This window comes from Sulfurimonas gotlandica GD1 (genome assembly GCF_000242915.1).
Taxonomy (GTDB): Bacteria; Campylobacterota; Campylobacteria; order Campylobacterales; family Sulfurimonadaceae; genus Sulfurimonas; species Sulfurimonas gotlandica.
On the sequence record NZ_AFRZ01000001.1, the window covers coordinates 41,248 to 67,711 of the forward strand.

The 26,464-nt window shown below is 33.4% G+C and carries 30 protein-coding genes; 8 read left to right on the plus strand and 22 right to left on the minus strand.

Annotation, left to right across the window (positions count from 1 at the left end):
- Window positions 1-22 precede the first annotated feature (22 nt).
- The 5 genes from SMGD1_RS00190 to SMGD1_RS00210 form a co-directional block, all read right to left on the minus strand.
- A complete protein-coding gene (locus tag SMGD1_RS00190; protein ID WP_008338401.1) occupies window positions 23-730 on the minus strand; it encodes a nitrous oxide reductase accessory protein NosL in 708 nt (235 codons plus the stop codon).
- A 148-nt stretch (window positions 731-878) separates the two neighbouring features.
- The gene (locus SMGD1_RS00195; RefSeq protein WP_008338212.1) at window positions 879-1,358 is read right to left on the minus strand and encodes a DUF4149 domain-containing protein; all 480 of its coding nucleotides are present in this window, start codon (window positions 1,356-1,358) and stop codon (window positions 879-881) included.
- 14 nt (window positions 1,359-1,372) lie between these two features.
- A complete protein-coding gene (gene prmC / locus SMGD1_RS00200; protein ID WP_008338449.1) occupies window positions 1,373-2,203 on the minus strand; it encodes a peptide chain release factor N(5)-glutamine methyltransferase in 831 nt (276 codons plus the stop codon).
- Window positions 2,185-3,441: a M48 family metallopeptidase gene (locus tag SMGD1_RS00205; RefSeq protein WP_008338566.1), complete on the minus strand. Its 1,257-nt coding sequence runs from the start codon at window positions 3,439-3,441 to the stop codon at window positions 2,185-2,187. Before SMGD1_RS00205 ends, prmC begins: the two co-directional genes overlap by 19 nt.
- A 39-nt stretch (window positions 3,442-3,480) precedes the next feature.
- A complete protein-coding gene (locus SMGD1_RS00210; protein WP_008338332.1) occupies window positions 3,481-3,669 on the minus strand; it encodes a hypothetical protein in 189 nt (62 codons plus the stop codon).
- Between the two features lie 144 nt (window positions 3,670-3,813).
- Between SMGD1_RS00210 and SMGD1_RS00215 the strand changes: the two genes are divergently transcribed.
- The 7 genes from SMGD1_RS00215 (at window position 3,814) to SMGD1_RS00245 (ending at window position 8,861) form a co-directional block, all read left to right on the plus strand.
- Window positions 3,814-4,029 carry a c-type cytochrome gene (locus tag SMGD1_RS00215; RefSeq protein ID WP_008338416.1) on the plus strand — a complete coding sequence of 72 codons (216 nt, stop codon included), beginning with the start codon at window positions 3,814-3,816 and terminating at the stop codon, window positions 4,027-4,029.
- A gap of 145 nt (window positions 4,030-4,174) precedes the next feature.
- The gene (locus SMGD1_RS00220) at window positions 4,175-4,678 is read left to right on the plus strand and encodes an Lcl C-terminal domain-containing protein (protein ID WP_008338649.1); all 504 of its coding nucleotides are present in this window, start codon (window positions 4,175-4,177) and stop codon (window positions 4,676-4,678) included.
- Between the two features lie 49 nt (window positions 4,679-4,727).
- A complete protein-coding gene (locus tag SMGD1_RS00225) occupies window positions 4,728-5,090 on the plus strand; it encodes a c-type cytochrome (protein ID WP_008338574.1) in 363 nt (120 codons plus the stop codon).
- Window positions 5,087-6,142, plus strand: coding sequence for a lipid-A-disaccharide synthase (lpxB, locus tag SMGD1_RS00230; protein WP_008338169.1), 1,056 nt, complete (start codon window positions 5,087-5,089; stop codon window positions 6,140-6,142). The genes SMGD1_RS00225 and lpxB overlap by 4 nt, the downstream gene beginning before the upstream one ends.
- Window positions 6,132-7,226, plus strand: a complete 1,095-nt coding sequence (locus SMGD1_RS00235; RefSeq protein WP_008338473.1) for a DegT/DnrJ/EryC1/StrS family aminotransferase — start codon at window positions 6,132-6,134, stop codon at window positions 7,224-7,226. Before lpxB ends, SMGD1_RS00235 begins: the two co-directional genes overlap by 11 nt.
- Entirely contained in the window at window positions 7,226-8,137 is a 912-nt protein-coding gene (locus SMGD1_RS00240) for a Gfo/Idh/MocA family protein (RefSeq protein ID WP_008338494.1), read from the plus strand. The genes SMGD1_RS00235 and SMGD1_RS00240 overlap by 1 nt, the downstream gene beginning before the upstream one ends.
- The gene (locus SMGD1_RS00245; protein ID WP_008338198.1) at window positions 8,127-8,861 is read left to right on the plus strand and encodes an acyl-ACP--UDP-N-acetylglucosamine O-acyltransferase family protein; all 735 of its coding nucleotides are present in this window, start codon (window positions 8,127-8,129) and stop codon (window positions 8,859-8,861) included. The genes SMGD1_RS00240 and SMGD1_RS00245 overlap by 11 nt, the downstream gene beginning before the upstream one ends.
- A 20-nt stretch (window positions 8,862-8,881) precedes the next feature.
- On the opposite strand, the gene SMGD1_RS00250 is transcribed toward SMGD1_RS00245, so the two are convergent.
- The 17 genes from SMGD1_RS00250 to SMGD1_RS00330 all read right to left on the minus strand — a co-directional run bounded on the left by SMGD1_RS00250 (window position 8,882) and on the right by SMGD1_RS00330 (window position 23,899).
- Window positions 8,882-9,274, minus strand: coding sequence for a thioredoxin family protein (locus SMGD1_RS00250; RefSeq protein ID WP_008338626.1), 393 nt, complete (start codon window positions 9,272-9,274; stop codon window positions 8,882-8,884).
- Window positions 9,275-9,284: 10 nt separating this feature from the next.
- Entirely contained in the window at window positions 9,285-11,078 is a 1,794-nt protein-coding gene (dsbD, locus tag SMGD1_RS00255; RefSeq protein ID WP_008338305.1) for a protein-disulfide reductase DsbD, read from the minus strand.
- A gap of 134 nt (window positions 11,079-11,212) precedes the next feature.
- Window positions 11,213-11,680 carry a DsrE family protein gene (locus SMGD1_RS00260; RefSeq protein WP_008338564.1) on the minus strand — a complete coding sequence of 156 codons (468 nt, stop codon included), beginning with the start codon at window positions 11,678-11,680 and terminating at the stop codon, window positions 11,213-11,215.
- A gap of 9 nt (window positions 11,681-11,689) precedes the next feature.
- Complete coding sequence (locus SMGD1_RS00265; protein WP_008338308.1) at window positions 11,690-12,610, minus strand: DUF302 domain-containing protein; 921 nt, start codon at window positions 12,608-12,610, stop codon at window positions 11,690-11,692.
- Between the two features lie 33 nt (window positions 12,611-12,643).
- Complete coding sequence (locus tag SMGD1_RS00270; RefSeq protein ID WP_008338235.1) at window positions 12,644-13,078, minus strand: DsrE family protein; 435 nt, start codon at window positions 13,076-13,078, stop codon at window positions 12,644-12,646.
- Window positions 13,075-13,449, minus strand: coding sequence for a thioredoxin family protein (locus SMGD1_RS00275; protein ID WP_008338194.1), 375 nt, complete (start codon window positions 13,447-13,449; stop codon window positions 13,075-13,077). The genes SMGD1_RS00270 and SMGD1_RS00275 overlap by 4 nt, the downstream gene beginning before the upstream one ends.
- Complete coding sequence (locus tag SMGD1_RS00280) at window positions 13,442-14,344, minus strand: MBL fold metallo-hydrolase (RefSeq protein WP_008338590.1); 903 nt, start codon at window positions 14,342-14,344, stop codon at window positions 13,442-13,444. Before SMGD1_RS00280 ends, SMGD1_RS00275 begins: the two co-directional genes overlap by 8 nt.
- A 23-nt stretch (window positions 14,345-14,367) precedes the next feature.
- The gene (locus SMGD1_RS00285) at window positions 14,368-15,600 is read right to left on the minus strand and encodes a porin (protein WP_008338188.1); all 1,233 of its coding nucleotides are present in this window, start codon (window positions 15,598-15,600) and stop codon (window positions 14,368-14,370) included.
- Between the two features lie 108 nt (window positions 15,601-15,708).
- On the minus strand, window positions 15,709-17,469 hold the full coding sequence (soxB, locus tag SMGD1_RS00290; protein WP_008340308.1) for a thiosulfohydrolase SoxB: 1,761 nt from the start codon (window positions 17,467-17,469) through the stop codon (window positions 15,709-15,711).
- 9 nt (window positions 17,470-17,478) lie between these two features.
- Entirely contained in the window at window positions 17,479-18,252 is a 774-nt protein-coding gene (gene soxA, locus SMGD1_RS00295) for a sulfur oxidation c-type cytochrome SoxA (RefSeq protein WP_008338408.1), read from the minus strand.
- Between the two features lie 3 nt (window positions 18,253-18,255).
- Window positions 18,256-18,591, minus strand: coding sequence for a thiosulfate oxidation carrier complex protein SoxZ (soxZ, locus tag SMGD1_RS00300; RefSeq protein ID WP_008338357.1), 336 nt, complete (start codon window positions 18,589-18,591; stop codon window positions 18,256-18,258).
- 50 nt (window positions 18,592-18,641) lie between these two features.
- A complete protein-coding gene (gene soxY / locus SMGD1_RS00305; RefSeq protein WP_008338385.1) occupies window positions 18,642-19,112 on the minus strand; it encodes a thiosulfate oxidation carrier protein SoxY in 471 nt (156 codons plus the stop codon).
- A gap of 13 nt (window positions 19,113-19,125) precedes the next feature.
- Window positions 19,126-19,680 carry a sulfur oxidation c-type cytochrome SoxX gene (gene soxX, locus SMGD1_RS00310; protein ID WP_008338309.1) on the minus strand — a complete coding sequence of 185 codons (555 nt, stop codon included), beginning with the start codon at window positions 19,678-19,680 and terminating at the stop codon, window positions 19,126-19,128.
- 80 nt (window positions 19,681-19,760) lie between these two features.
- On the minus strand, window positions 19,761-20,918 hold the full coding sequence (locus SMGD1_RS00315) for a sensor histidine kinase (protein ID WP_008338380.1): 1,158 nt from the start codon (window positions 20,916-20,918) through the stop codon (window positions 19,761-19,763).
- Complete coding sequence (locus SMGD1_RS00320) at window positions 20,908-21,561, minus strand: response regulator transcription factor (RefSeq protein WP_008338272.1); 654 nt, start codon at window positions 21,559-21,561, stop codon at window positions 20,908-20,910. The genes SMGD1_RS00315 and SMGD1_RS00320 overlap by 11 nt, the downstream gene beginning before the upstream one ends.
- Window positions 21,558-22,652, minus strand: coding sequence for a cache domain-containing protein (locus SMGD1_RS00325; RefSeq protein ID WP_008338580.1), 1,095 nt, complete (start codon window positions 22,650-22,652; stop codon window positions 21,558-21,560). Before SMGD1_RS00325 ends, SMGD1_RS00320 begins: the two co-directional genes overlap by 4 nt.
- Window positions 22,653-22,717: 65 nt before the next feature.
- Window positions 22,718-23,899 (minus strand): HD-GYP domain-containing protein, encoded by a 1,182-nt coding sequence (locus SMGD1_RS00330; RefSeq protein ID WP_008338518.1) that lies wholly within the window; start codon window positions 23,897-23,899, stop codon window positions 22,718-22,720.
- A 190-nt stretch (window positions 23,900-24,089) separates the two neighbouring features.
- Between SMGD1_RS00330 and SMGD1_RS00335 the strand changes: the two genes are divergently transcribed.
- A complete protein-coding gene (locus SMGD1_RS00335; protein ID WP_008338508.1) occupies window positions 24,090-26,447 on the plus strand; it encodes a PAS domain-containing sensor histidine kinase in 2,358 nt (785 codons plus the stop codon).
- The last annotated feature ends 17 nt before the right edge of the window (window positions 26,448-26,464 follow it).

Sequence of the window (26,464 nt, forward strand, 5' to 3'; positions counted from 1 at the left end):
GCCTTGGTAATTCTAATATTTTTTATCTTCTACCTAAGTAGATTCCGACAGCTTGAAGTTTTTTACCACTCATATCTCCACAAAGCTTATTTGATTGAATATAAGCTTTAGCCTCAGCAGTTGATTTGAATTTTAAGTCAGTTTTTTTGCACATTTTATTGTACATCATCTCACCTTTTTGAGCCATCATCGCTTGTTTCTCAGCAATCATCTTCATCTCTTTTTCCATACTATTTGAAGCAATTTTATATGTTTCATCAAAGTTTTCAACTTTACCGCCAAACTTCTTAGCAAAATCCTGGGCATCTTCTTTTTTAGCAAAAGCATACTTACTGACCATACTCATAGTACCTTTTTTACTACTACCTACAACATAGCTAGCAGTTCTTGCGTCTATAAACTCAAGAGTTGTAACATCAACAACAATTATGTCTTTTAATATACCTTTGTTTTTCATGTTTGTCTCTACCAAACAGTGCAGAGAACAATACTGCTCTACATGCTCACCGTTGTTAGCGGCATGATTTGTCTTATAAAACATTGGAAGATTCATCCCACAAGCAGGACAGAACATCTTTGCTTTTCCACCCTGCATGATAGTAACTTTATTCATATCTACACTTTGAAACATCTCCATCTGATTGTTTCCCTGAGCATCACCTTTAGGCTCACCCATTCCAGCAAAAACCAAAGTACTCAGTACTAATATACCAGCAATAATCTTTTTCATTCTATCTCCTGTTCTTATAATTTACATAATCATATACTATAAATGTTAAAGAAGTGTTAAGTTTATGGAATATTTCTAATATATGCATGTTTTAATTTAAAAGTAGAAAATGTAGAAAAGTTAAAGGGGAATATAAAAGTGGAAAGTTTTACGAAAGTCTAAGCAGCATTAGCCTTCTTATAAAAAGAACGATTAAGCCTACTGCTAATATTTTGAAGTCAAGTTCACTTGCCATATGGATATTTTGAAATGTATCGCTTTGTGTAGCTTCTACGCCGATTGCTTGCATAGATAAGATTTTTGGAGAGTAGACGGCGCTAAACATCAGAGATGAGAAAACAACCGTTACTGCACTTGCAAAAGCTATGGCATCTCTTTGACCCATCTTGTACATCGCAGCTTCATAGAGTAAAACTCCAGATGCTACGACATATAACCAATAGCTAAATCTATGAAAGACTTCACCCATTAGTACTCCAGAATGATAGTGATCAAGAGTCATGTCTACGAGAATTTTATCAGAGTGAAAAATGACAGGTGCAACAACAGCACCCAAAATGATAACAGCACCAAAAGAAGCCGCTAGCATTATCAAGTAAGTAAAATCTACGTATATTCTCTTTTTCAAAACTGTCACCACCTTTATGTTCTTAATGTAAAACCGCGATCGAAATCGCTGTAGTCTTTGTAAAACTCCAAACTGTCAAAATCTGTGTTTTTCAAATAATCACGTATTCTATCCTTTTGGTCATAACCAATCTCACAAGTAAAAAAGTTAATATTTCGCTTTAAGACTTCATCAAGAAGGTTTTGTATGATTTCATCGCCGATATTTCCGCCAAAAAGTGCATTTTGAGGTTCATAAGAAAGGTTTGATTCTAAAAGGATTTCATTTGCTATGTATGGAGGATTTGAAACAAGGTAATCAATATGTTCATCAACAGGTTCTAAAAGTGAACCAAGACGAAGTTCGATTCTGTTTTGCATCTCAAACTTCTCTATATTTGCTTTTGCAATGATGAGTGCAGCCGGTGAAATATCCACAGCTATGAATTTAGCATTTTTATAGTGTTGTGCTAAAACTATAGAGATGATGCCGCTACCGATTCCAACCTCTATAAAAGTCATTTTGGCATCTGTGTCTGGGAAGTTCTTTAAAACATCATCTATAAGAAGTTCAGTTTCAGGACGAGGGATAAGAGCACCTGGAGCAATGAAGAACTCTTGTGAGTAAAAGCTCACGCTGTTTGTGATGTACTCAAGAGGCTCATTTTTAGCTCGTCTCTCTACCCATTCATAAAGTCTATCTACATTTGAGACTTCAGCACTCTGGTTAGTGATAAGCCAAAGCTCATCTTTTTGCAGATGCATCATCAAAAGAAGTTGCGCTTCTCTAGATGCTCGCTCTATAAAAGGCTTAAGCTTTGAAGTAATATCTGTTAAAACATCTTTAACTATATGTTGGCTTCGCATTTGCCCTCTAAAGAACTTTTATCTATATTTCCCACATCAACACCAAGCTCTTTTAGTCTCTCTAAAACAGGAGGATGAGTATAGTGAAAAAAGATATATATAGGATGAGAAAGTGGAAAACTCTTGTTCTCAGTTACAAGCTTTTTAAGTGCATTAGCAAGCTCAACTGCTCCACCTTCTCCACCCAATTCACTTCCCATTTTGTCTGCTTCGTACTCATTATGACGGCTGACAATTCCCATGATAGGCATCATGATAAAACCTAATACAGGCATAAATAGTATAAGAAGTATCATAAGTAGATATGGTGCAGGAGAGATACCCATCTCTAAGTAAAGAGATTCAGGAAGATTTCCAAAGATACCAAACATAGCAAAAAGCATAGCACCAACAAGAGCTATGTTTTTATAGATATCGCCATGTGCAAAGTGTCCAAGTTCGTGTCCTAAAACAGCTAAAAGTTCTTTTGTACTTAGCTTTTCTATCAGTGTGTCATAAAGCACAACTCTCTTAGCTTTTCCAAAACCGCCAAAGTATGCATTTAGTCTTGCATCTCTCTTACTTGCGTCACTTACAAATACACCTGAACTTACAAAGCCTGTCTTGTCCATAAGTCTTTTTATCTCAGCATCTAGTTTTTCGTCTTGTAATGGAGTAAGCTTGTCAAAAAACATTGCACGAAATGCTGGGTAAAGCATATTTATAAGTACAACAACACCAAAGATAAATACAAAACTCCATAACCACCAAAGGTCAAAGTTTGAGATAATCGCGTAGATGCCCCACACTACTAAAGAGCCAAGAACAAGAGTCATCACAAACGAGATAAGAGTATCTTTTATCCACTGAGCCATAGTTGACTTGTTAAAACCAAACTTCTCATCAAGCACAAACTTTTCATAGTATGCAAAAGGCAGTGAGATAACTGAGTTGATTACAATAAAGCCCATAACAATAGCAATATTCATCAATGCATCATTTTCAAAAATCATACTACCAGACAGATAAGAGATACCAAATCCCATCCAAGCTATAAACATAATATAGTCTATAAATGAGCTTACTATACTCATCTTCTCTTTAGCGACGGCATAGTTACCCGCTTTTAGGAAGTCTGCATCTGATAGTAAGACTGCTTTTTTTCTTTTTGCTAAATTTACATAGCCGATTTGCATTACACTTGTATAGATTGAGACTAAAACAAATAGAGTATAGATAGTGACAACTGTCATTAACATTTTATGACCTTAATTTTTTTGATATTGTATCGAAACTTCTTATCTCATTGGAACTTTTTGAAATGTTTTATCTGCTGAAGTCGGTTCTTCATGAGAAATAAAACTTGTTGCTAGCATGTAAACAATGCCCATAATAAGACTTGAAATCACTATTGCAAAAACAACTTTCTTTTTTTCTCCGCTTAATGTATTGTAATCATCAATACTTTCTAGAGTCGGTTCGCTCATGTCTTATCCTTTTATTTTATTTTTAATATAATAGCTTGTTATTTTTATACAAATTATACCTTTATCAACTAAGAAAAATTTTTAAGTATTATTTATTAATTACACAAATGTAATATAGTTTTTATAAATTAAAAAGAGCTACTAATGATTAAGACACTACTTGCTACCCTACTTTTAAGTTCTGCACTCTTTGGCGTAGATGGTTATGAGGTATACAAAAAAAACTGTGAATCTTGTCATGTTGAGATGATGGAAAGATTTGAAATGATGCCTAGTTTAAAAGGTAAGCTAAACGCACAAGAAGCTCAAGCAGTAGCTGAGTGGTTGTATAATAGATACGAAAATATAGATTTTAAATAATTAGTCACATTTTTGTATAACTTCAGATCAATCAAAGTTAGCTTTTAAATCCTATTGTCCTAGTAATACAATAAAGTATATAATTGATATAATACAAGCAATAAGCTCTAAACATAACTTAATTCAATGTAAAAAGACATAAAAAATGATGAAATTATTGATAACATTTACATTAATATTAACTACACTTTTCTCTTATGAAATAGTTTTAGGTAAATCATCCAACAAAGATAAAAAAGTCACAGAGTCTAAGCCAAAAATAGCTTTAGTTAGAGATGATTCAAAAGAGTTGGTAATAGATAAGAATACAGGTTTGATGTGGCAAGATAATATTGATGCTAAAACTATAAGAAAAAATCGCAAAGATGCAAAACAGTATTGTCGAAGTCTTGTTTTTGCTGGGTATGATGACTGGTATTTACCAAGGCTTAAAGAACTAAAATCTATAGTAGATGAAAGCAAATATGACCCAGCTATAAAGTTTGGATTTAAAAATATCCAATCTTATCATTATTGGACATCTTCCCCAAACCTATCCGCGAATATTATAAATGTAATAAATATTGACTTTAAAAATGGTCAAACATATAAGACTAACAGAAGAGGTAGGTGTAATATTAGATGCGTTAGAGGTAAATATAATCTTTAATATAATCTTTTAGATATAATTGCATCATTATAAATACTGAGGTTTTTAGTTGCGTTTTTTACTACTTATTTTACTGACTTTCACACTTTCTTACGCCTCTTCATCTTACGAACTTGGCAAAAAACTCTATATGGAAAAAGGGTGTTTTTCTTGTCATGGTTCTAAGCTTGAAGGGATGCATATGTATCCTCGTCTTGCCAATCGTGCGAGAGGATTTCTTACATACAAACTCAAACGATTTCGTGACAAAAAATCAGATAACCAACAACAAGAGATGATGATAGCTTTTGCTACTTCACTAAGCGATGCCGATATAGAGAACTTAGTAACTTATATGACAGACTATGTTGAAGACAAAAATGGGGAGAGATATGATGACACTTATCATACACATGGAGACGGTGGATCATGAAAGTATTAGTTAGTGCCTTAGAACATTCGGCAAATATGCATCTGAAGTCTCTCAAAAAAGAGCTTAGTGATGAAACAGAGTTTATCGGGATATTTGACAGTGACTTGGGTGATTCTATAGTAGACCTGAGAAGTTTAGCAATCATGGGTTTTGTAGATGCCATAAAAAAGCTACGCTACTTTTTCAAGCTAAACGCTCAGATGGTAGACTTAGCCCAAGATGCGGACAAAGTCTTGCTTATAGACTCATCAGGCTTTAATCTTCCACTGGCTAAAAAGATAAAAAAACGTTACCCAAATAAAGAGATAATCTACTATATCTTACCTCAGGCTTGGGCATGGAAGAAAAAGCGTATTCCTGTGCTAGAACGTACAATAGACCATTTAGCATCTATACTTCCTTTTGAGAAGAACTACTACTCAAAAAATGCTCCCATAACTTACGTTGGGCATCCACTGCTTGATATCATTAAAGAGTTTAAACAAGAACTTAGTAGTAATGTAAAAAGTGTTGCTTTTATGCCTGGAAGTCGTAAGGGCGAGATAAAAAAACTCATGCCAATTTTTGAGAAAGTAAGCCGTAAACTTGGGGTTGAATCGACTATTATAATTCCAAAACACTTCACAAAAGAAGATATAAAAGAGCTTTATGGTACCCTTTCAGGTTTTAAAATAGCTCACGATGCACATAAGACTCTTTATGAAGCGGACTTTGCGTTTATCTGTAGTGGAACGGCAACACTTGAAGCAGCACTCATAGGAACTCCTTTCGTGCTTAGCTACATTGCCAAACCGTTAGACTACTTCATAGCGTCTAAACTGGTTAAACTAAGCCATATCGGTCTTAGTAACATCATGTTTACACAGTTTAATGACAGGGACTTGCATCCGGAATTTATTCAAGAAGATGTAACAGCAGATAATCTCATCAAAGCTTTTAACGAGTATGACAGAAGTACATTTTTAGATGATTCAAAAAGTCTAAGAGCCTACTTAAAACACGGTAGTTCAAAAAACATAGCAGCAATTATAGAGGACAAAAATGAAAATTAATTTTATAGACTTACAAGCACAATATTTAGAGTATCAATCAGAGATAGACAGTGAAGTTTTAGAAGTATTTAGCTCGGCTCAGTTTATAGGCGGAGAAAAATTAAACACGCTTGAAAGAGACTTAGCAACTTATACTGGTGCAGAACACGCTATCGGTTGTAGTAGTGGAACTGACGCTCTTTTACTAGCTCTAATGGCTTTAGACATTGGACAAGGTGACGAAGTTATAACAACTCCTTTTACATTTATTGCTACAGCTGAAGTTATTGCTTTTTTAGGTGCTAAACCTGTATTTGTTGATATTGACGAAGAGAGCTACAACATTGATCCTACTAAAATAGAGAATGTTATTACAGATAAGACTAAAGCTATTATGCCTGTTTCACTTTACGGTCAGTGTGCGGACATGGATGCTATCAATGAGATAGCTAAAAAACATGACATTCCTGTAATAGAAGATGCATGTCAGAGTTTTGGTGCAACTTACAAGGGTAAAAAATCTTGTAACCTTTCAACTATAGGTTGTACAAGTTTCTTCCCGTCTAAACCACTTGGTGCTTACGGTGACGGTGGAGCAATCTTCACAAATGATGATGAACTTGCAACTAAGATGAGAATGCTTCTAAATCACGGTCAAAATGAAAGATATAAACACAAATACATCGGTATCAATGGGCGTCTAGATGCTGTTCAAGCTGCAGTTTTAAATGTAAAACTAAAACATTTTGACAAAGAAGTAAAAGCTCGTGATGATATTGGAAGTAGATACAGCGACCTTTTAGAAGATGCTAATGTTATAACTCCTAGTATTGCACAAGATTGCACAAGTGTATATGCACAGTACTCTGTAAGAGCTAAAGACAGAGAAGAGTTAGTGGCTAAACTAAGTGCTTTAGAGATTCCAACTGCTGTTCACTACCCTGTTCCACTTCACCTCCAAGAAGCATTTATATATCTTGGATATAAAGAGGGAGACTTCCCTATAAGCGAAGTAGTATCAACTCAAATCATGTCACTTCCTATGAGCCCATATCTTACAGAGGCTCAACAAGACTTTATTGTTAAGTCAATAAAAGGCGAATAATGCAAAACATAGCAATAGTCGGTTTAGGTGTAATGGGTAAAAACCACTACAAAACTCTAAAAAATGTAGAAGGTGCAAAAATAGTCGGTCTCTGTGATGTGCATCATAGCAATGAGTATAAAGAACCATTTTTTACAGACTTTGAGACTATGATAATTGAGACTAAACCAGATGCAGTTATCATCGTAACACCTACATTTTTACATAAAGAGACTGCTCTTATCTGTGCTAAACACGATGTGCATATGTTTATAGAAAAACCTGCTGCTTCAAGTGTAGAAGATGCCAAGATAATGGCAGAAGCTATAAGAGCAAAAAACCTTAAAAGCTGTGTTGGTCATATTGAGAGATACAATCCTGTTGTTAAGGCTCTTATAAATGAAATATCAAAACATGAGGTTTTATCTATATCTATTACTCGTAGTGGAGCATTTCCTGAGAGAATCGCAGATGTTGGAATTTTAACTGATTTATCTGTTCATGATAGTGATCTTATTAGATTTATCACTCAAAAAAATATAGTTAAAAGTGCAGTTTTTAAATCTCAAAAAATCCACAAAACACATGAAGATAATGCCATCTTAGCATTTGAGCTTGAAGGCTCAGTTGTTGGTGACATTACAACAAACTGGTTAACTCCATATAGAAAAAGAAGTATTGCCGTAGCTTGTAGAGTAGATGCCAACAGTAAGATAAAATACTTTGAAGCTGACCTGCTTTCTCAAACACTAAAAGAGAGAATCAACATAGATGCTTCGTCTCATACAACAAGAAACTGTTTTGTTGCTAGAAGCAATGCTCTTAGTGATGAGCTTGAAGCATTTGTTAACTATCTTAATACTGGTAACATTGGCTCTTTGGCTACAGTAGAAGACAGCATAATCACACTGGAGATCGCAAATGATTCATGAGAGCTCAATAATAGAAGATGGTGCTAAAATAGCAGATGATGTAACAATAGGACCGTTTTGTAATATTGGCAAAGATGTAGAACTAAAGTCTGGATGTATTTTGGAATCAAACATCATACTAAAAGGTAAACTTACACTTAGCGAAAATGTAAGAGTATTTAGTTTTACAACAATTGGTAATGATACTTCTGACATTGAAGTAGGTGAAAAAACTCATATTAGAGAGTTTGTACAACTTGGTGCTCAAGAAAGAGAAGATGGAACTAATAAAAAGATAACTATCGGTGCGAATAACTTCCTTATGGGATATGTTCAAATCCTTAACGGTGTAAGCACTGGAGACTTTTGTATTCTTACAAATGCCGTTAGACTTTATGAAGATGTTAAGTGTGAAGAGAGAGTGATTGTTGGTGGTCTTAGTACTATAGAAGCAGGCAACACTATCGGAACTGGTGTAATGATTGGTGGAGCTTCTTGTGTTGACCATGACATTCCGCCATTTACTCTTGTAGAGGGCAACAAAGCAACTGTAAAAGGTTTAAATGTTGTAGGTCTTAGAAGAAGACTTGAAAACAAAGATGACATAGAGAAAATCAAAACTATTTTCAAACAGATTCTAGGTGATGTAGTTGATAAAGAGCTGGCATCTGACATAGCTATAAAACATGAGAACGAGTACGCCAGAAAATTTGCTTCGTTTATCTCAACGAGTAATATTAAGTAACTTAGAGTTAAAGCCTGCTACTACTTAGCTGCTGCTTTAACCTCTTTTAGTTTATCAGAAAAATCTTTCTTATTTACACCACCATCGATTCTACCTATTTTTTTCTCATGTTTATTTAAAAAGTGGAATGTCGGTGTTCCCATATATGTTAAATCATCATTTGGTATAAAACCTTTATATATATCTATATGAACAGGAATAAAATCTTTGTAAAGCTCTTTTAAAACTACATCATCATCAAATACTATATCTTCCATATATTCACAAGCTACACAATTTTCTCTACTTAACATTACCATGATAATTTTATTTTCTTTTTTGGCAAGTTCTAAGGCATCATCATACTCAACCCATTTTATTTCAGCAAACAGGGAACTAATCAATAAACTTATTATTAATATTATTTTTTTCATTTTTTCTCTTTTATATCTTATTCAAGTGTGTCAAAAACTCATCTGGTTCTATAAAACCTATGATAGTTTTAGACTTTATAACTTTAGAGTCTTTATCAAAAAAGAGTATTGCCGGAGGGCCGAATACTCCATACTTTTTACTTAAGTCTTTTTGCTCTTTTTTGTTATCTGTAACATCTGCTTGTATTAGAATAAACTCATCCATCTTATTTTTAACACTCTCATTTGCAAATGTAACTTCTTCTAACTCTTTGCATGATGTACACCAGTCAGCGTAAAAATCAAGCATTATCTTTTTGCCTTTATGCTTAGACAAAAGCTCATCCAACTCTGCGATTGAAGTTACTTTAACAAACTCAGTATGTTTTCTCTCTATTTTAGTAACAGTAGACACTACTTGTGGCTTTAGAAATGATAATGGCTTGATCATACTTGTTGAGCCGCCTAAAACACCTATAAAAAGAGCTACTGAGTATATAAACATTATTACTGCGACACTTCTTTTAAATATATGTGAATCTTTATCAAAAGTACCTAAATAAATAGCAAAACCAATACCCAGCATAGAGTAAAGTATCATAGTTACATATACGTCAGCTACACGTTCTAGCATCCATACAGCAACTCCTAGCATCATAACACCAAAGATTGCACTAACCATAGTCATCCATGCACCAGGCTTAGGCATAAACTTACCTGCACTTACACCAACTATGATAAGAGGAATACCCATACCGATACTCATAGAGAAAAGTGCCATACCACCAAGAACTGCATCTCCAGTTTGACCTATATATACAAGAGCGCCTGCCAGTGGGGCAGCTACACAAGGCCCAACAATAAGAGCTGATAAGAATCCCATTATTGCTACACCAATAAATCCGCTTTTATGTTTAGAAGAACTTACTTTTGAAACCAAAGAGTCAGGTAGTTTAAGCTCATAAAAACCAAACATACTAAGTGCCAGTGCTACAAAAACACCTGAGAATGAATAAATAACCCAAGGAGTCTGAAGAGCAGCTTGAAGGTTAGAACCAAAAAGCCCGGCTAAAACACCTGCCACTGTATAAGCAACTGCCATAGCAAGAACATAGACCATAGAGAGCATAAATGCTTTTTTAGTTGTTATTCCATCACCCTGAGAGATAATAACTCCTGAGATAATTGGAATCATAGGGAATACACATGGAGTGAGTGCAAGAAGTAGACCAAAGCCTAAAAATGTTAAAAGAATTACAAAGATATTTCCAGATTTAATAGTATCTGCAATAGCATCTGACTCAGACAACTCTTCTTTAACAGGCTCTACCTTTTCTTCTTTTTTTGTCTCTATTTTTTTAACATTTAGACTTTTTAACTCTGGCTTTTTTATAGATGCTTCATCTAATTTAGATGTATCAATATCAAAGTTATAGACCGTTGTCAGAGGCTCATAACATAAACCCTGCTCAGAACAGCCCTGATAAGAAAAACTAAGCTCAATATTCTTAATTCCTGTGACGCCACTCTCTTTTTGCAGAGTTACTACAAAACTTGGTGACTCTAAGTAGACCATCTCATCATGATGCTCAACACTTTTTGGCCCATCTTTTTTAGCTATAGATATACCACTGCCCTCTTTTAGAGAAAACTTTGTCTGTTCTTCATATACATAGATATCTTTAGCAATCTTGAGAGTAACCTCTATCTGCATCTGTGAGTTAACTTTTGCATCTGATATAAATGCCTCATCTGGCATTAAAAATTTAGGAGTAGCGGCTAAAATAAGTGTGGATGTAAAAAGGATTAAAAGTAGTTTTTTCATATAAATTTGCCTATTAAAATAATTCAATTATTATAACTAATAAAAATGTGATATCTATTATCTTTTTTGATATAAATGGAGTCTAAATTCGTATTGTCACAAAACTGTTACTATAATTAGCAACTAAAAAGTTGCTAATTATCACGAACAGGAATGTACGCAAAACCTTCATTTTGCTTGTCTATTAAACCAATAGTAGATGTTGGCACTAATTGAACAAAGTCAAATAAATTGTTTTTTTCTAACTTGTTTTTCTCCATTCCAACTTTACACATCAAAAACTCAACATCATATGCTTCTGACATAGTAGAAATTCTTTTTTTCAAGTCTGCATGTACTTTTATAAGTTCTTTATCATCTTTATAGATAGTACCTTTAAGATCTTTTAAAAAATATCTATATGCTTCACCATGAATAACAACTGCTACTTCCAGCTCTTTTAAATTATTTCTATAGTGAGTTTTACTAACTTCGATTCCCTTTAGAATATTCTTTTCAAACTTAGCAACACTACTTGTTGTAAGATCAATAACAACTCTTGGTGTCGCATCTTCAGCACTAAGAAGACCTATAAACGCTAGCAATAATATGAATTTCTTCATTATAATTCCTTATTCTGTTACTTCTTTTAAGATTGACTCAAAATCCTTCTGAGCTTGTTGAAGCACTGCTTTGGCTTCTTTGTCTTCAACTTTTGCACTACTCATCCAGTTGTAAACTGCCGGAAACCCAAGAACAACTTTATCCTCATCTTTTTTCTTGTATACCATCAGAGTACAAGGTGCAAATGCAGATGCTTCAGGACGTGTTTGAGATACTGTGTATATAACTTTTAATTTACAAATAGAGTAAGTAACATAAAAATCAAATGGACTCTCTACTGTTCCCTCTTTTGTCATCTCAGCATTGAAGTCCATATAGTTTGGCGTTACAAAACCAAATGGTTTAAAGCCGTTTTCTAAACCTAATTCTAGTTCTTCTTTCACACCTTCCCACTCTGCACCATCTAACTCAAATTCAAACTTAGAAACAAGTGATCTGCTCTCTTTTAAACTATCTTCACTATAGCCATGTTTTGCATTTGCAAGGGCACTTTTAATAGATTTAAGTACCTCTTTTTCTATAGTTCTTAATAGTTCATCATCAAATCCGAGAATCTTTGCTTGAGCTTCTGATGTTAACGTAGAAACATGCAGAGTATCTTCATTTAAACCTTGATATATACCAACACCAAGTGGAGTAAATACACCGGCATCTGGATGTTTTTTCACTAAATCCTGAGATAGTTTTGTATGATACACAGTTAAAAGTGTAAACACTTTAAAGTCAGTCTTTTGAAACTGCTTTTTAAATGGAAGATTCATCTCACTGTTGACGGCGATACTAAAGCCATTATCTGTAAATGCTTTTTCAATTGTTGTTGGTGTAATTACACCTTTTTTATTGTCTACATCAAACAGATGCAGGTCTCCTTGTGCGAACACTATACTAGCACTAAAAAGTGCAACAAACATAAGAATTATTTTCTTCATTTTTTTTCCTTTTATATTTTAAATTTAACCAGATTAAGGGACTATGTTGACCCAGCCCTCTTTAACTCTCTCTATCATCTCAACTATTCCAGCCGTTACGATTTGGGTATCTTCTATTAGTTCTTCTTCTTTTATATTTTTTGTCTTCATTGTGTTGCCACAAGCTACAAACTCTACATCAAGAAGTTTCAAAGCTCTTACTCTAAGTGCTATCTCTTTGTTGGCTTTTAATAGAGCTTTTATCCCGTGATAATAAGCAACTATTCTCATCTGAACATTTTCAGGACCATAGAACTTCAGCACATTATTTGCACTACTTAGCACATGATGTATATCTTCATCATTTGCACTTTTTATGGAAAAAACTATTTGACGTTGGTTATCAATAGCAGGTTTTGGCTCTGCAAACTCTGTTTCAGCAGATGCCAATAAAGCAAAAGTAAGTAAAACAAGTAGAAATTTAATCATTTAATCCCCTTTGTAAGATCTTTAAAGTCCTCAATATTCCAAGAACCAGGTATTGTCTTCAATATCTTTTTATTTGAATCTACAAAATAAAAGGTAGGTGTAAAATGTACTTTTATACCTAGTGGCAACTCTTCATTGTTTAAGTTTATTTTAACAGAGATAAATCTCTCATTTAACCACTTACTCATTTCTTTGTCTCTAAAAACATTTCTGTCCATATCTTCACAATAGTGACATCCTGTTTTAACTACATCTATCATTATGATTTTTTTACTCTGTTCTTGAAGCTTTAAAGCATCTTTATACGAGTGAAACTCAACTGATAAAAGAGAAGAAGCAGTAATAAGTAAAACGATTAGTATCTTATTCACTGCTCCACTCCAACATTCTATACGCTATCTCAACATTTTGTCTATGTAGAGAACCGTACATCTTAAAATCTTTAAAATCTTTCATGCTAACATTGTTTACAGTATCGGCTATATCTATCCCATTTTCTAATGCTAATGAAATCTTATCCACTAACTGAGTCAGGTATTTATATGTAGCATCGATTGAGCTCTTGTCTACTATTTTTCCATGACCACCTATAATATACTTTACATCCATAGATTTTATTTTATCCAGTGCCTCTATCCAATTTTTTAAATTTCCATCTCTTATGGATGGTATTCTTTCATTAAAGACTAAGTCACCAACAAAAATTGTCGAAAATTCCGGTATATAAATTAAAAGATCACTTTTTGTGTGAGCTTTTTTATTTACACTTTCTATGTTTATTTCTTTAGCATCTATACTTATTGTTTTATTCTCTACTAAAATATTTGGAAATACTTGTTTAGTCCCTGAATAAGCATCTTCAAGTATATTCATTTGCATTCTAGTTTTTTCTAGTTTTGTCTCATTTTCAAACTCATTAGAGCCAACAATATCAACACCTATTTCATTGTAAAATGAATTACCTAAATAGTGATCATCGTGTGTATGAGTATTTATAACATAAGAGATTGGAAGATCTTTAATCTCTTTCATTTTTGAGTATGCTTGTTTTGCGTACAAGTATGTAGGACCACTATCTATCACAAGATAGCTAGTCCCCATATTAACAAAACAGGAGTTGACCATATTACCGTTGTTACGCTCGTCCATCACCTCTGGCAAGCCAAAAAAGCAGTGTGTCTCTGCACTGACTTTTTGTGGCTTAAGAGTATAATCAAAAGCTAGGAGAGAATGAATGAACACTAAAAGTATTAGAAGTGATTTCAAAGCGTAACCTTTTTTAATTTAGTCTAGAATTTTATTTGATACTGAGCTATAAATGCATCAGCTCTATAACCACTTAAGCCACTCCATTTATCAGCTGCAACTTCAGTTGCACCGTTACCGCTTGCTACAATGTAGTTAAATGCGATTTTGTGCTGATTTCTATTACGTTTTTCCATACGAGAAAAACCTTCGTAAGGAGGGTTGATGAAAAAATTGAAACCTAAGTAAGTATTTCCTAACTCTGAACTCTTCGAATTTGTAGCAGATGCAGGATTTTTAGCTGTACCTTGCATATGTTTACCAACTAATTCTAAGGTTGGAGTTACAAGATAACCAGCTGTTGCTGTCCATACTTGTTCATCATAATTTTTTATACCTGTGATGTTATGCGCATCAAAGTACTCAGCTTTAAGGCTTAACTCTTGTAAGTTTGAGTCAATACCAATGTTATAGTTTGAATAATCTTCACCATTTGTAGTTAATGCATTTAGTCCATCAGCATTTTCAGATACAGCATAAGAAGCTTCTATGTGAAGTTTTTCAGTATAGTCAAACATACCACGAACCGCATAAGCATTTCCACCAAATTCAATACTGTTTGCCGCTGCACTTCTACTTGCTTGATTTGCTACCATAATATCGTAACCAAAACCTATCCATGGACGTTCGTGACCCATCTCAAAACCATTTACTTTACCATTATTTCCAAAACCGATATCACGGCCAGAAATCATAAGACCTGTATTTCTTTCCATTGCAAGTGACTTATCTAGCCCTCTTTCAGTAATGTCAAGATTCCATCCTGGCATAGTAAAACTCATACCATTTGGCATTTTCATAAGACCAAGTTTCACAAAAAATGCGTCATCTGCAAGATAACCAACGAAAGCATCTTTTATCATACCAGGCATAGCCGCACCATCTGTAGCATCACTACCAGCATCACCCGGATCATTTTTTTGATTAAAATCTAAGAAAACTTTAGCAAAAGCTTTACCAGCTACATAGTTCCAACCAAGACGAATACGCTGTGCTCTAAATGCAACATCAGAGTTAGCTTTTGCTACTGAACCAGATTCTTTGATTTTCATACCGTCACCACCAACTGCTTCAAGTTGTGCAAAACCGTAGAAAGTAAGTTTAGTATCTATATCACCAACTTTTTTCTTCATTGTATAACCAGCTTGTGCTGATGTACTCATTAGTAATACCGCAGCTGCTCCAGCAGCTAATTTAATCATTGAACTTTTTTTCATTGTATACCCTTTTTTTCTTTTTTAGTACATGTTATAATAAAGCGTTTGACTTTGTTATTATTAACATATTCAGATTGGATGGTAGTTAGAGCTACCATCTGCCTTTGTTTAACAGCTTCTAGAGCCTTTTGTCGGACAACCACAGTCGTAATCAACGATAGTAACATTACCTTCATTACTTACATCAACAACTTTTTTTCTTTTTATATAGTCACGAGTAACATCATACACTGCTCTGATCTTATCTTTTTGAAGATTTGATCCTGCATTTTGTAAGTTACCACCCCAAGAAGAAACTATGTATGTCTTATTCAAGTCTATAGGTTTACCTCCAATCATAAGTTTAGAAATTCTCTTACCAGCTTTATTTGCAACAGCGATGCTATACGTTACACCGCCAAGACGACTCATGTCACCACCTTGCTGATAAAGAGGATTTGCATTAAATACATTATCCGCAATATCTTCTAATAGAGTTGCAATTTTAGAACCTTTTAACTCAAATGTATAAACGTTAGGGTAAGTAATACCACACATCTCATATACATTATCCATTAAGATATCATCACCAGCTAAAACCGTTGTTCCCCATCTATAACCAGGAGTAAAAGAGATATCACACTTCATCTCATCCATGATAGCGTCATTAATCAGCTGATCAAAAGTCGAGAAGAAAGTATCTCTCTTATATAGAGTATTTTTAGTCTTACCTAGAACTTCATTAAACTCTTTAGCAAACGGTGCATATAGCTCATCTACCAGTTTAACACCTGCAGGATCTGCCGGAATCATGTTAGATGCTATTGGAACAAGCTTGTACTCATAGTTATTTACTTTACCATTCTTAGCATCTATGTCTAAACGACCAACATATTTACCATGACTACCTGCAATAACGATAACAGTACCGTTGATTGTAATAGGCTTAGGTGAAGGGTCATGTGTATGTCCGCTTAAGATAAAGTCAATACCATGAACCATACGAGCAACTTCTTGATCAACACTAAAGCCATCATGAGAAAGAACAACAACACAATCAACTTTGTGCTCTTTTCTTAACTCGTCTACATATTTTTGAAGTGTTTCAGGTCTAATACCAAAACTCCAACCCTCTGTAAACTCTTTAGGATTTGCAGTTGATGTGAATGGAAATGATTGACCGATAATACCGATCTTTGCTCCACCCTTTTCCTGAATCGTATACGGTTCAAAAATCAGTTCTTCATACTCATCAGCAAATGGATCGTTACCAATAACATTTTGAGAGATAAACTTAGCATCTAACATATCAATAAGCTCAAGAACTCTTTTTTTACCGTAAGTAAATTCCCAGTGTCCAACCATTACATCAACACCAAGGTAGTTTTGAGCTTTAACGATAGCTTCACCTTGAGTTTTCAATGCAACACCAGTACCTTGCCAAGTATCTCCAGAATCTAAGAATAGTACATTTTCAGCACCACGCTCTTTTCTTACATGATCAAGGTATGTTTTCATATGAGCTATACCGCCCATTTTTCCAAACTTCTTAGCTAATGTATCAAAATCCATATGCGTATCGAAGTAAGCATCTAATGAGCTTGGCTCTAATCCGTAATGTTTTGCAAAAGCTTCACCACATAAAAAGCCAGGTGTACCGACTAAGTTTGGAGCAGAGATCAAAGTAGACGGTTCTCTCCAGTATAGTGGTTTAATATGAGCATGAATATCACACATATGTAATAGAGTAAAATTACCCGTTGCTTTAAAAGCATAAATATCTTTTAAAGATATTTGAGCGGGTGTTTTTGGACTAGCCATACCGCTTGTAGCAGCACTTAGTCCAAAAATTGCTGCTATGTGCATAAAGTCTCTTCTAGAAATTTCCATTCTGTTTCCCTATCTCTTAATACCAGGAACAGCTATTTCTGCGCCCTTAGCTTGATCAGTAAGATAGACTTCTAATGCAACCATTTCTGGTGAACCAAGAGGAATAACTTTTAATAAAGCGTTTTTCATACAACCTTGAAAACGACGTTGTAGAGTTCTTAGAGATGATTTAGTCATTCTATATGCCGGCCAAGTTGCTGCAACTGCGACACCTTTGTTACTCAGGTCTGGTAGTGGTTGAGTTCTTAAAACTGAACCTATAACATCACTAGAGTGACAGCTTAAACATGCTAAACCACGTCCACCACGCTTTTGTTCAAACGTTAACTTACCAAGCGCATAAGCATCTTTCATATGTTGATTTGCATTGATATCAATATTACTTTTCTCACCATTAGCAAGAGTTTTAGCATAAGTACTCATATCAAACATTTCTGAACTTTTAAGCTCAAATGGTTTATGTCCATTTTTACTCATTAATCCCTGAAGAACTTGATCTACCCCAACTACTTGTTTAAAATCTTCTAAGTAACGAGGAAAACCTGCTATATATGCCGGTAGTTCATCTTCACTTACATTTAAAAATGCCGCTAAACCAGCATCTCCACCGCAATACTTACTTAATAGTTCTCCACCATTGGCAACCATAATATCAGCTGGATTGTTTTCTAGCATCTCAGCATACATTGCACGGTCTGCATCACTCATTGCGAACTGTTCGCCTCCAAAAGACAATGAAGAAAGAAGTGCAATAGATAGTGCTATTTTAATTCCTGTTTTCATTGATTATCCTTTTGGTTTAATCTTTGTACTTTGCTCGTTTACTTCACCAGTGTTATCAGTATATGTAACAGTAAGGTCACCAGCACCATTTATCTTCATATATGTTGTAAATACAGGGTTAGTAGATAGTGATTCCCATACGTTCATAGTTGTAATAACTTTACCGTTATAGTTAAATTTTACACTATTGATATATTTAGCTGGAACTATTTCTTTAGTTTTTTTGTCTTTACGCATACCAGTTTCCATTGGATGCATAACCATAAAACTTACTTTAACAACTTCGCCATCTTTAAATTTTTTTGGCTTGATTTTAATTAGTGATTTACCTTTTTCCATTCTTAATTCCTTAATTTTTTATATTTTAAATTTGTATTAGTTGGTTAAAATCAACCACATCCACCAATAGTAACTTTTACATTTTGACTAGCAGTTAAAAATGTTCCATCACTAAGCTCAACAACAGTTGCAACATCTTGAGTCCCACCAAGTTTAATACGAGTTGCGAACATCGCTTTTCCATTTGCCGGAGTTAAATGAACATCAATACAACGACTATTATTATTTTTAGTAGCAAAAATATGGATAGCTTTTACATAATCAGCATCTGTCATTGGAGAGTCTACCTCAACAGTTACAGGAACAACAGCACCATTTTCAGCGATTTCCGGTACTTTAAGCGTGATTTTTGAAGAAATAACAGGAGTTTTACCACCAGTTATTGCATCTACAGCAGCTTTAAATGAAAGCTCATTTGGACCTGTTGGTTTTTTTGCCTCAGCTGCAAAACTAATTGATGGAGTAACAGCAGCAACTGCAGCTACTGCACCTAACTTTTTGAAAAATTCTCTTCTTTGCATAATTTTTATTCCTTTATTTTGGAGATACAATATATGAAGTAATCTCACATATCTCTTTAGTTGTAAATAACTTAGTAGTTAAGTTAACGGTCATGTGTGTGTCTTTATTATCTATACGAGGATCAGCAATTTTTTGAAAAACAAATTGATTATCTCTAACACCAGTTGCCATAAACATATCTTTATAACCTGTTAAATCCGGACCAATATTTCCAGCACCTTTTGCACCTTCTATATTATGACAAGCAACACAGTTTCCATATTGTTTATCTGGTATTTTGTCGCCAGGCATATATGTCTTGCCTTCTTGCATTTGCTTTTTAGCCAAACCTTCAGGTGTATCGCCTTTTACTTTTGAACCATTTAAATTATGGAATATAAAAGCGCCTCTTGCGATAGCCTTAGGATCAGTTGTAATACAACCAGCCGGCATAGTAAATGTTTTAGCTGGAGCCAATAGATCTTTTTGAATCAGCTCACTTGCATTTGGTTTCTCTATAACACTACTATAATCAGCAGCGAAAAGTGAAGCACTTACAAGTAGTGATATCATCACAGTTTTCTTCATTCTTGTTCCTCCTATTCTTATTTCAGGAGCAAGTTTATCTTCTAAGTGTAAAATTTATGTAAAATCAGATTAAATTATCTTTATTTTGTAGAAGTTAATGGAAAAACGTAGAGAAATTCACTTCCTATCTTTGGAGTTGAATCTATTATAAGTTCTATATTAGCCTTGTCAATGATTGATTTTACAATGTTTAGTCCGATACCAAAACCGCCTTTGTTAGTGTCTTCACGATAGTATCTACTAAAGATTTTTTCTACTTTTTCTATTCCAACCCCATAATCTCTAAAACTCATATGACACTTTCCATCTTTCATATATAGCTTTATGTCTATCTTTGAGTTTTCATATGAGTACTTAATCGCATTAGATATAGTATTGTCAATTACACGTTGAAGTTGCTTTGAATTCATCTCTATATTTGTACACTCTTTTATATCAGAGTTAATTTTAATATCTTTCATCAGAGCGACTTCACTAAAATACTCAATCCTCTCTTTTAAAAAAGCACCCATATCTATATTTTCTTTTTCATGCTTAAGTCTGTCATGCTTTATTAGATAATCCATATCGTTATATATGTTTGATAAGACCTTTGTTGCAGCTTTCATTCTCTGCATATACTTGTTTGGTTCATTCTTTCTATTATAAAGGTCAATATTTACACTGATAATAGAGAGTGGTGTGTTTATCTCATGCATGGAATCTTTTATAAAGTTATCTAGTCTTTTGTTCATCTTTTGAAATGGTTTAGCAAAACTTTGTAAGAAGATCATACTCAATATAAAAACTAATATAACTACACTAAAGAGTATGTACATTACTTTTTCATAGACTACAGCGAAAGAGAGTTGGTTCTTGACTATGAGATACTTTGCACCGAAATATCTATCTTTTGGAAGTTTAACAATCAGGTAAGCGTCATTGTTATCTAAGTGATATCCATCTTTAAAGTACTTTATCTTATAGTTTACCAAAGAAAAAATTGGTTGAAAACTCTGATCATAAAGACCAGATTCAAATGTTTTAAATCTCGGGTATTCAAAATAGACATCATTTTCATTGTACTCCTGCATCGCTTTTATAACTAAGAGGGACTTCTCTTTGAGCAACAACTCATTTTGAATTGAGTGAATGTTTTTCATATATATGAAATAGAAAAAGAGTGGAGTTAAAAGTATCACTGAAACTAGTGTAGTATATATTAGTGCATACTTTGCAGAGTATTGGCTATCTTTCAATTATATATCCTAGTCCTCTTCTGTTTTGGATAACACCATCGGGTAGTTTTTTACGTAGATTGTTTAGCTGTACTCTTATCGTAGCAGGCTCTACATATTCTCCCCAAACCTCATCTTGAAACATCTGAGTAGATACTATGGCATTTTTATTTTTTATAAGGACTTCTAAGAGATCTTGTTCTGTCTTTCTAAGGATTATCTCATTATCTTTAAGTGTTAACTTACTCTTTTTCATATCATAAGAGATATCACAGCCAATATTTACTACTGAGCTATCATCATTAAAGAAGCTTGCCAATGCCTGATCTATGCGAAGTTCTAACTCTTCTAAATCAAATGGTTTTCTTATGTAGTCACAACACCCTCTTCTGTAACCCTCTTTTAAGTCATCCATATCTGTCATAGATGTTAAAAAGATTGCAGGGGTTTTTATGTCATCAAGTCTGAGTTTCTTTAAAAGTTCAAATCCATTGAGTGATGGGACATTTACATCAAGCAGCAAAATATCATAAGCCTTATCATATACAGCATCATAAGCTTCGAGTCCATCCATAAAACCATCTACTTCATAACCTAAGTCTGTTAAAAACTCTTCTATACTTATTCGCAGTGAATACTCATCTTCTAATAATAAAATTCTCATCTGATTTTCCCATCTATCTTTTTAACTATTTTTCTCTCTAGCATCATCTGAATAAGTTCATCTTTAGAATACTCATCAAACTTTTCATATGCTTCATCTAAAAACATTTGTCTGTCTTCTTTGTCAACAACATCTTGAAGATATACCATTGAAGTGGCGGAGTAGTCATCATATATATTCTTCTCATACTTCTCTTCTTTTACAACATCATAAAGGCCACTTCTTGTAACATTTATAAGAAATGATATATCGTCTTCAGGATTTCTAAAATAGTTTAGATATCTCTCTGGCAAAACAAAAACAAATGCACCTATAGCTTTAAAATCTCCATCATACATAGTCTCATAAAAAATATACTTACCATCAGCATTTAGTACATGGCTTAGCCTTAGTTCTTTGAAGTCTATCTTGTTTAGCGTTTGAATATGACTATAGTTATAGTTTCTATTTGCTACAACGTACTTGTCAATAGCTAAATTTTCCATCATAAGTACTGCGCTATCTATATATTTAACATCAAGTAGAGCATAAACATCAACACCCATAGAGCTAAAGAAGTCTGTGATTGATTTAAAAAAAGAGATAACTTCTACAAAACCAAGAAGTTCACCATCTTTATATATAGGAACTGTAGCTTTTATACCTAAACGTCTTCCTACTTCTATGGAAGTACGAGGGGTTGTATGCGTCTCAAAATATTTCAAGTCAGTTCTATAGTCACCTAATGGCATCCCCGCATATACATCATCCCAACTTCTTGCAAAGATATTTAGCTCTTTAGTAATAATTTGTGATCTTATAAGTATATTTGTATTTTTTTTGATTGTAGTAGTGATGCCTGCTAGTATCTTATAACCTAAGTCTTCATCTTCATTTTCTAAAGCATCTACTAAGGCTTGGTTTTTTGATAATAATAGTGCCATCTTTAAGTCATCCATCTTATAAGACTTTAGTTCTGACTCAAGAGTTACTGTAAGCTGGTCCATTATATGGTATATCTTTTGTTCTTTTATCTCATTTTTGTAGTAAAACATTCCTATAGAGATGATAACTACAACTAATACAAAAATAACAACTATCTTTTTTAACATACATATACCATTTAAAATAATTTGAGAGGATTATAACTAATAATGAATTAGTATCTATTTATCTTTCAAGCGTGTTTATCATAAAAAGTTTTGATTTCAGGGTATATAAGTACAAACTTCTTAACTAAGTCAGGATCAAAATGTTTTGATGACTCCTCTGTAATATAGTCAATTGCATCTTGGTGAGTCCAAGCTTTCTTATAAGGTCTCTTAGAAACAAGAGCATCAAAAACATCACAAATGGCTGTGATTCTTCCTTCAATTGGTATAGCCAAAGCTTTTAGTGCATTTGGATAACCAGTTCCATCATACTTTTCATGATGTGTATATGCAATACTCTCTGAGAGTTTTATTAGTTTTGAGTTGCTGTTTTCTAAAATCTTCTTACCAATATTTACATGTTCTTGCATGATAGCTCTTTCATTTGCATCTAGTTTTCCCGGTTTTAGAAGTATGTTATCAGGGATTCCTATCTTGCCAATATCATGCATCCCACTTGCGTATAATATGCTGGTAACAAAATCTTCACCATATCCGCACTCTTTTGCTAAAAGACTGCAAGAGTAACTCATTCTTGTGATATGCATACCGGTCTCATTATCTCTATATTCACCAGCTTTAGAGAGTCTACTTACAACTTCATGCTGTGTATTGAGTACACTCTCTTTATCTACGATAGAGTCGACCAAGTTTCTGTAATAGCTTCGCCCTGATATGTAAAAAAAGATGATAAGACCAGTAATAAAAACACCCGTAGCAGTATATATATCACCCTCTTGCATAAATGCATAAGTCGCACTGATTCCAAGCATCGGAACTATAAAAGAGATATATACTTGAAATACAGCACTAAGAGTAACAACACTGGCACCTGCGAGTCCAACCACTACCGTGTACAAGAAAAACTGGTATTCTATAGAGTCTTCAAAAAAGAGAAGGACCACAGAGAGTCCCCAGACTATTCCACTTAAAAAAGTACCAATTACATAATATTTTTTATATTTTTTGAGTGTAATCAGATCCGTGATTTTACTTTTGTTTTTTGAGTAACTCTTACAAATAGCTGTTCTGTATATAAGCACAATCACATGCATAAACAGCCCTAACAGTATCACATAGATAGGCACTATGTTGTAAAATAAGAAACCGACTATCATCATCATGACAAAACTACCGCCTATGGTAATCGGTGACATTTTAAATAACTTATCTAATGTTATCTGTTGGACTTTAAAGTCAATATTCATTAAGCGCACTTTATCACAATTTTATGATATTGTACTTTGTTTGTCTCGTTATATTTCTTTAATGAAATTAATAACAAATATTTTAAGCGTTAAAAAAGTCTAGCTAACATAATTTAGAAAAAATTAGAGTATAATGAATTAGTTTTATTAAATTTATTAATATTTAAACTTATAGGATGGTTGAAATATAATGTTAAGATCAATCGGATATAAAAGTATATTAATCTCAATTATCATCTCTCTTTTTGGACTATTGAGTTATCTCCCTGGTATGGACTTACTTGGAAGAATAAATTACGAATATATTCCAATGGCACCGAGTACAGGAGTTGGCTTTCTTATCCTTGGTATTAGTTTAATAGTCTTATATATGCAAGAAATCTCAAAAAAGATTTTAGCTTTAGTTTTAATAGCTTCCTTGTCTGTATCTCTCTTTGGTGTATTGGAAGTAGTTGGTTATTTTATTGATATGGATTTAAATTATGAGGATTCTATTGTACCAATTCAAGGATACTTAAATGGCGTTCCAATAGCTAGAATGTCTCCTGCAACTGGAGCTCTATTTTTTACTTCAGGGCTCTCTATAACATTTTTTACAATTCAGAGATTATCATTAAAACAAAACACACTAAATAAACTTTTTGTGGCTATTTTTGGACAATTATCATTAATGGTAAGTTTTACATTTTGTTTATCATATCTATATGGACCTCCTTTTTTTTATGAAACACATAATACCATCCCTATGGCACTTACAACAGCAGTTTCTTTTTTATTTCTTTCTATTGCTATTATATTTATAGATGTTAATTGCTTCGTAATAAATTTCTATAAAGATACCGCTACTCGTAATTATTTATTTAAATTTATATTTCCTATTTCAACTTTATCAGTTATAGTTAGCGTGATTGCTACTATATATATAATTCAATCATCAATAATAAATCCTGCATTAATATCTGCAACTATAACAATATTAATAATGATATTCATAGGTCTACTATCTCATTATATCTCTCGTTATATGGGTATTAAAATTGATAATGCAGGGGAAGAAGAAAATAAAATAATAATAGAAAGTGAGAGAAAATTCAGAGGTACTTTTGATCAGGCAGCCGTTGGAGTAGCTCGCGTAAATTTAGATGGAACATGGTTGGAAGTCAATAAAAAACTTAGTGATATTGTAGGATATACAAAAGAGGAATTATTAACAAAAACATTTCAAGACATAACTCATCCGGATGATTTAGAAGATGATTTAAATTACATCAATCAGCTTCTCCACGATGATATCAAAACTTACTCAATGCATAAGCGCTATTTTAAAAAGAATGGTGATATTGTCTGGATCAATCTTACGGGAAGTCTTGTGAGAAAAACAAATAATGATCCTGACTATTTTGTTGCAATAATTGAAGACATTACGAGTCAAAAAAAAGATCAGCAAAGATTAAAAAAAAGTGAAGAGAAACTTCGTGATTTGTTAAACAGTCTGAGTGTTGGCGTTGTTGTTCATGCTCCAGATACATCCATAATCATGAATAATCCAAAAGCATCTGAACTCCTCGGTTTAAATGATGAACAACTAAGAGGCATGCAGGCAATAGACCCTGAATGGAATTTTCTAGATGCGAGCAAAGATATTATTCCAGTTGAAGAATATCCTGTAAACAAAATTATAAGAACAAAAAAACAAATTGAAAATATGATGCTAGGCATTGTTCAGCAAAATACAATTGATGTTATCTGGGTTTTAGTAAATGGTTTTCCCGTTTTTAACGATAAAAATGAAATAATAGAAATAATTATTAACTTTGTTGATATTACAGAACTCAAACACAAAGATGAGATGCTAATCAACCAATCACGTCAAGCTGCAATGGGAGAGATGATAGGCATGATAGCTCATCAGTGGAGACAACCGATCTCCATTATCTCTATGGATGCAAACAACATGCTACTTGATATTGCTATGGATAAATTTAATGAAACTGAAGCAGAAAAATATGCAAACAACATCACTCTACAGACTAAACATCTTTCTCATACCATCGATGATTTTAGAAACTTTTTTAAACCAGATAAAGTTATTTCAAAAGTCAATATAAGGGATATATTTGATATAACTTTATCTATTGTAAAAGATAGTCTCAAAAATCACAATATAGAACTCAAAATCTCCTACCAGACAGAAAAAGAAGTTTATGCTTATCCAAGGGAGCTAATGCAGGTATTTGTTAATATAATCAACAACGCTAAAGATGCTCTCTCATTTAAAAATAAAAAAAACTCCATAATAGATATTGAAGTGTATGAAGATGAGACATATATAAATACAAAAATATGTGACAACGGTGGTGGAATAGATGCTGATATACTCTCAAAAGTATTTGACCCATACTTTTCAACTAAAGATGAAAAAACTGGAACAGGTCTAGGACTTTATATGAGCAAGATGATTATAGAAAAACATCTTAACGGTGTGATTGAAGTCTATAGTAGTAATAAAGGTGCTTGCTTTACAGTTAAGCTGTTAAAACAAGATTAAATAGAGTCAGAACCAAT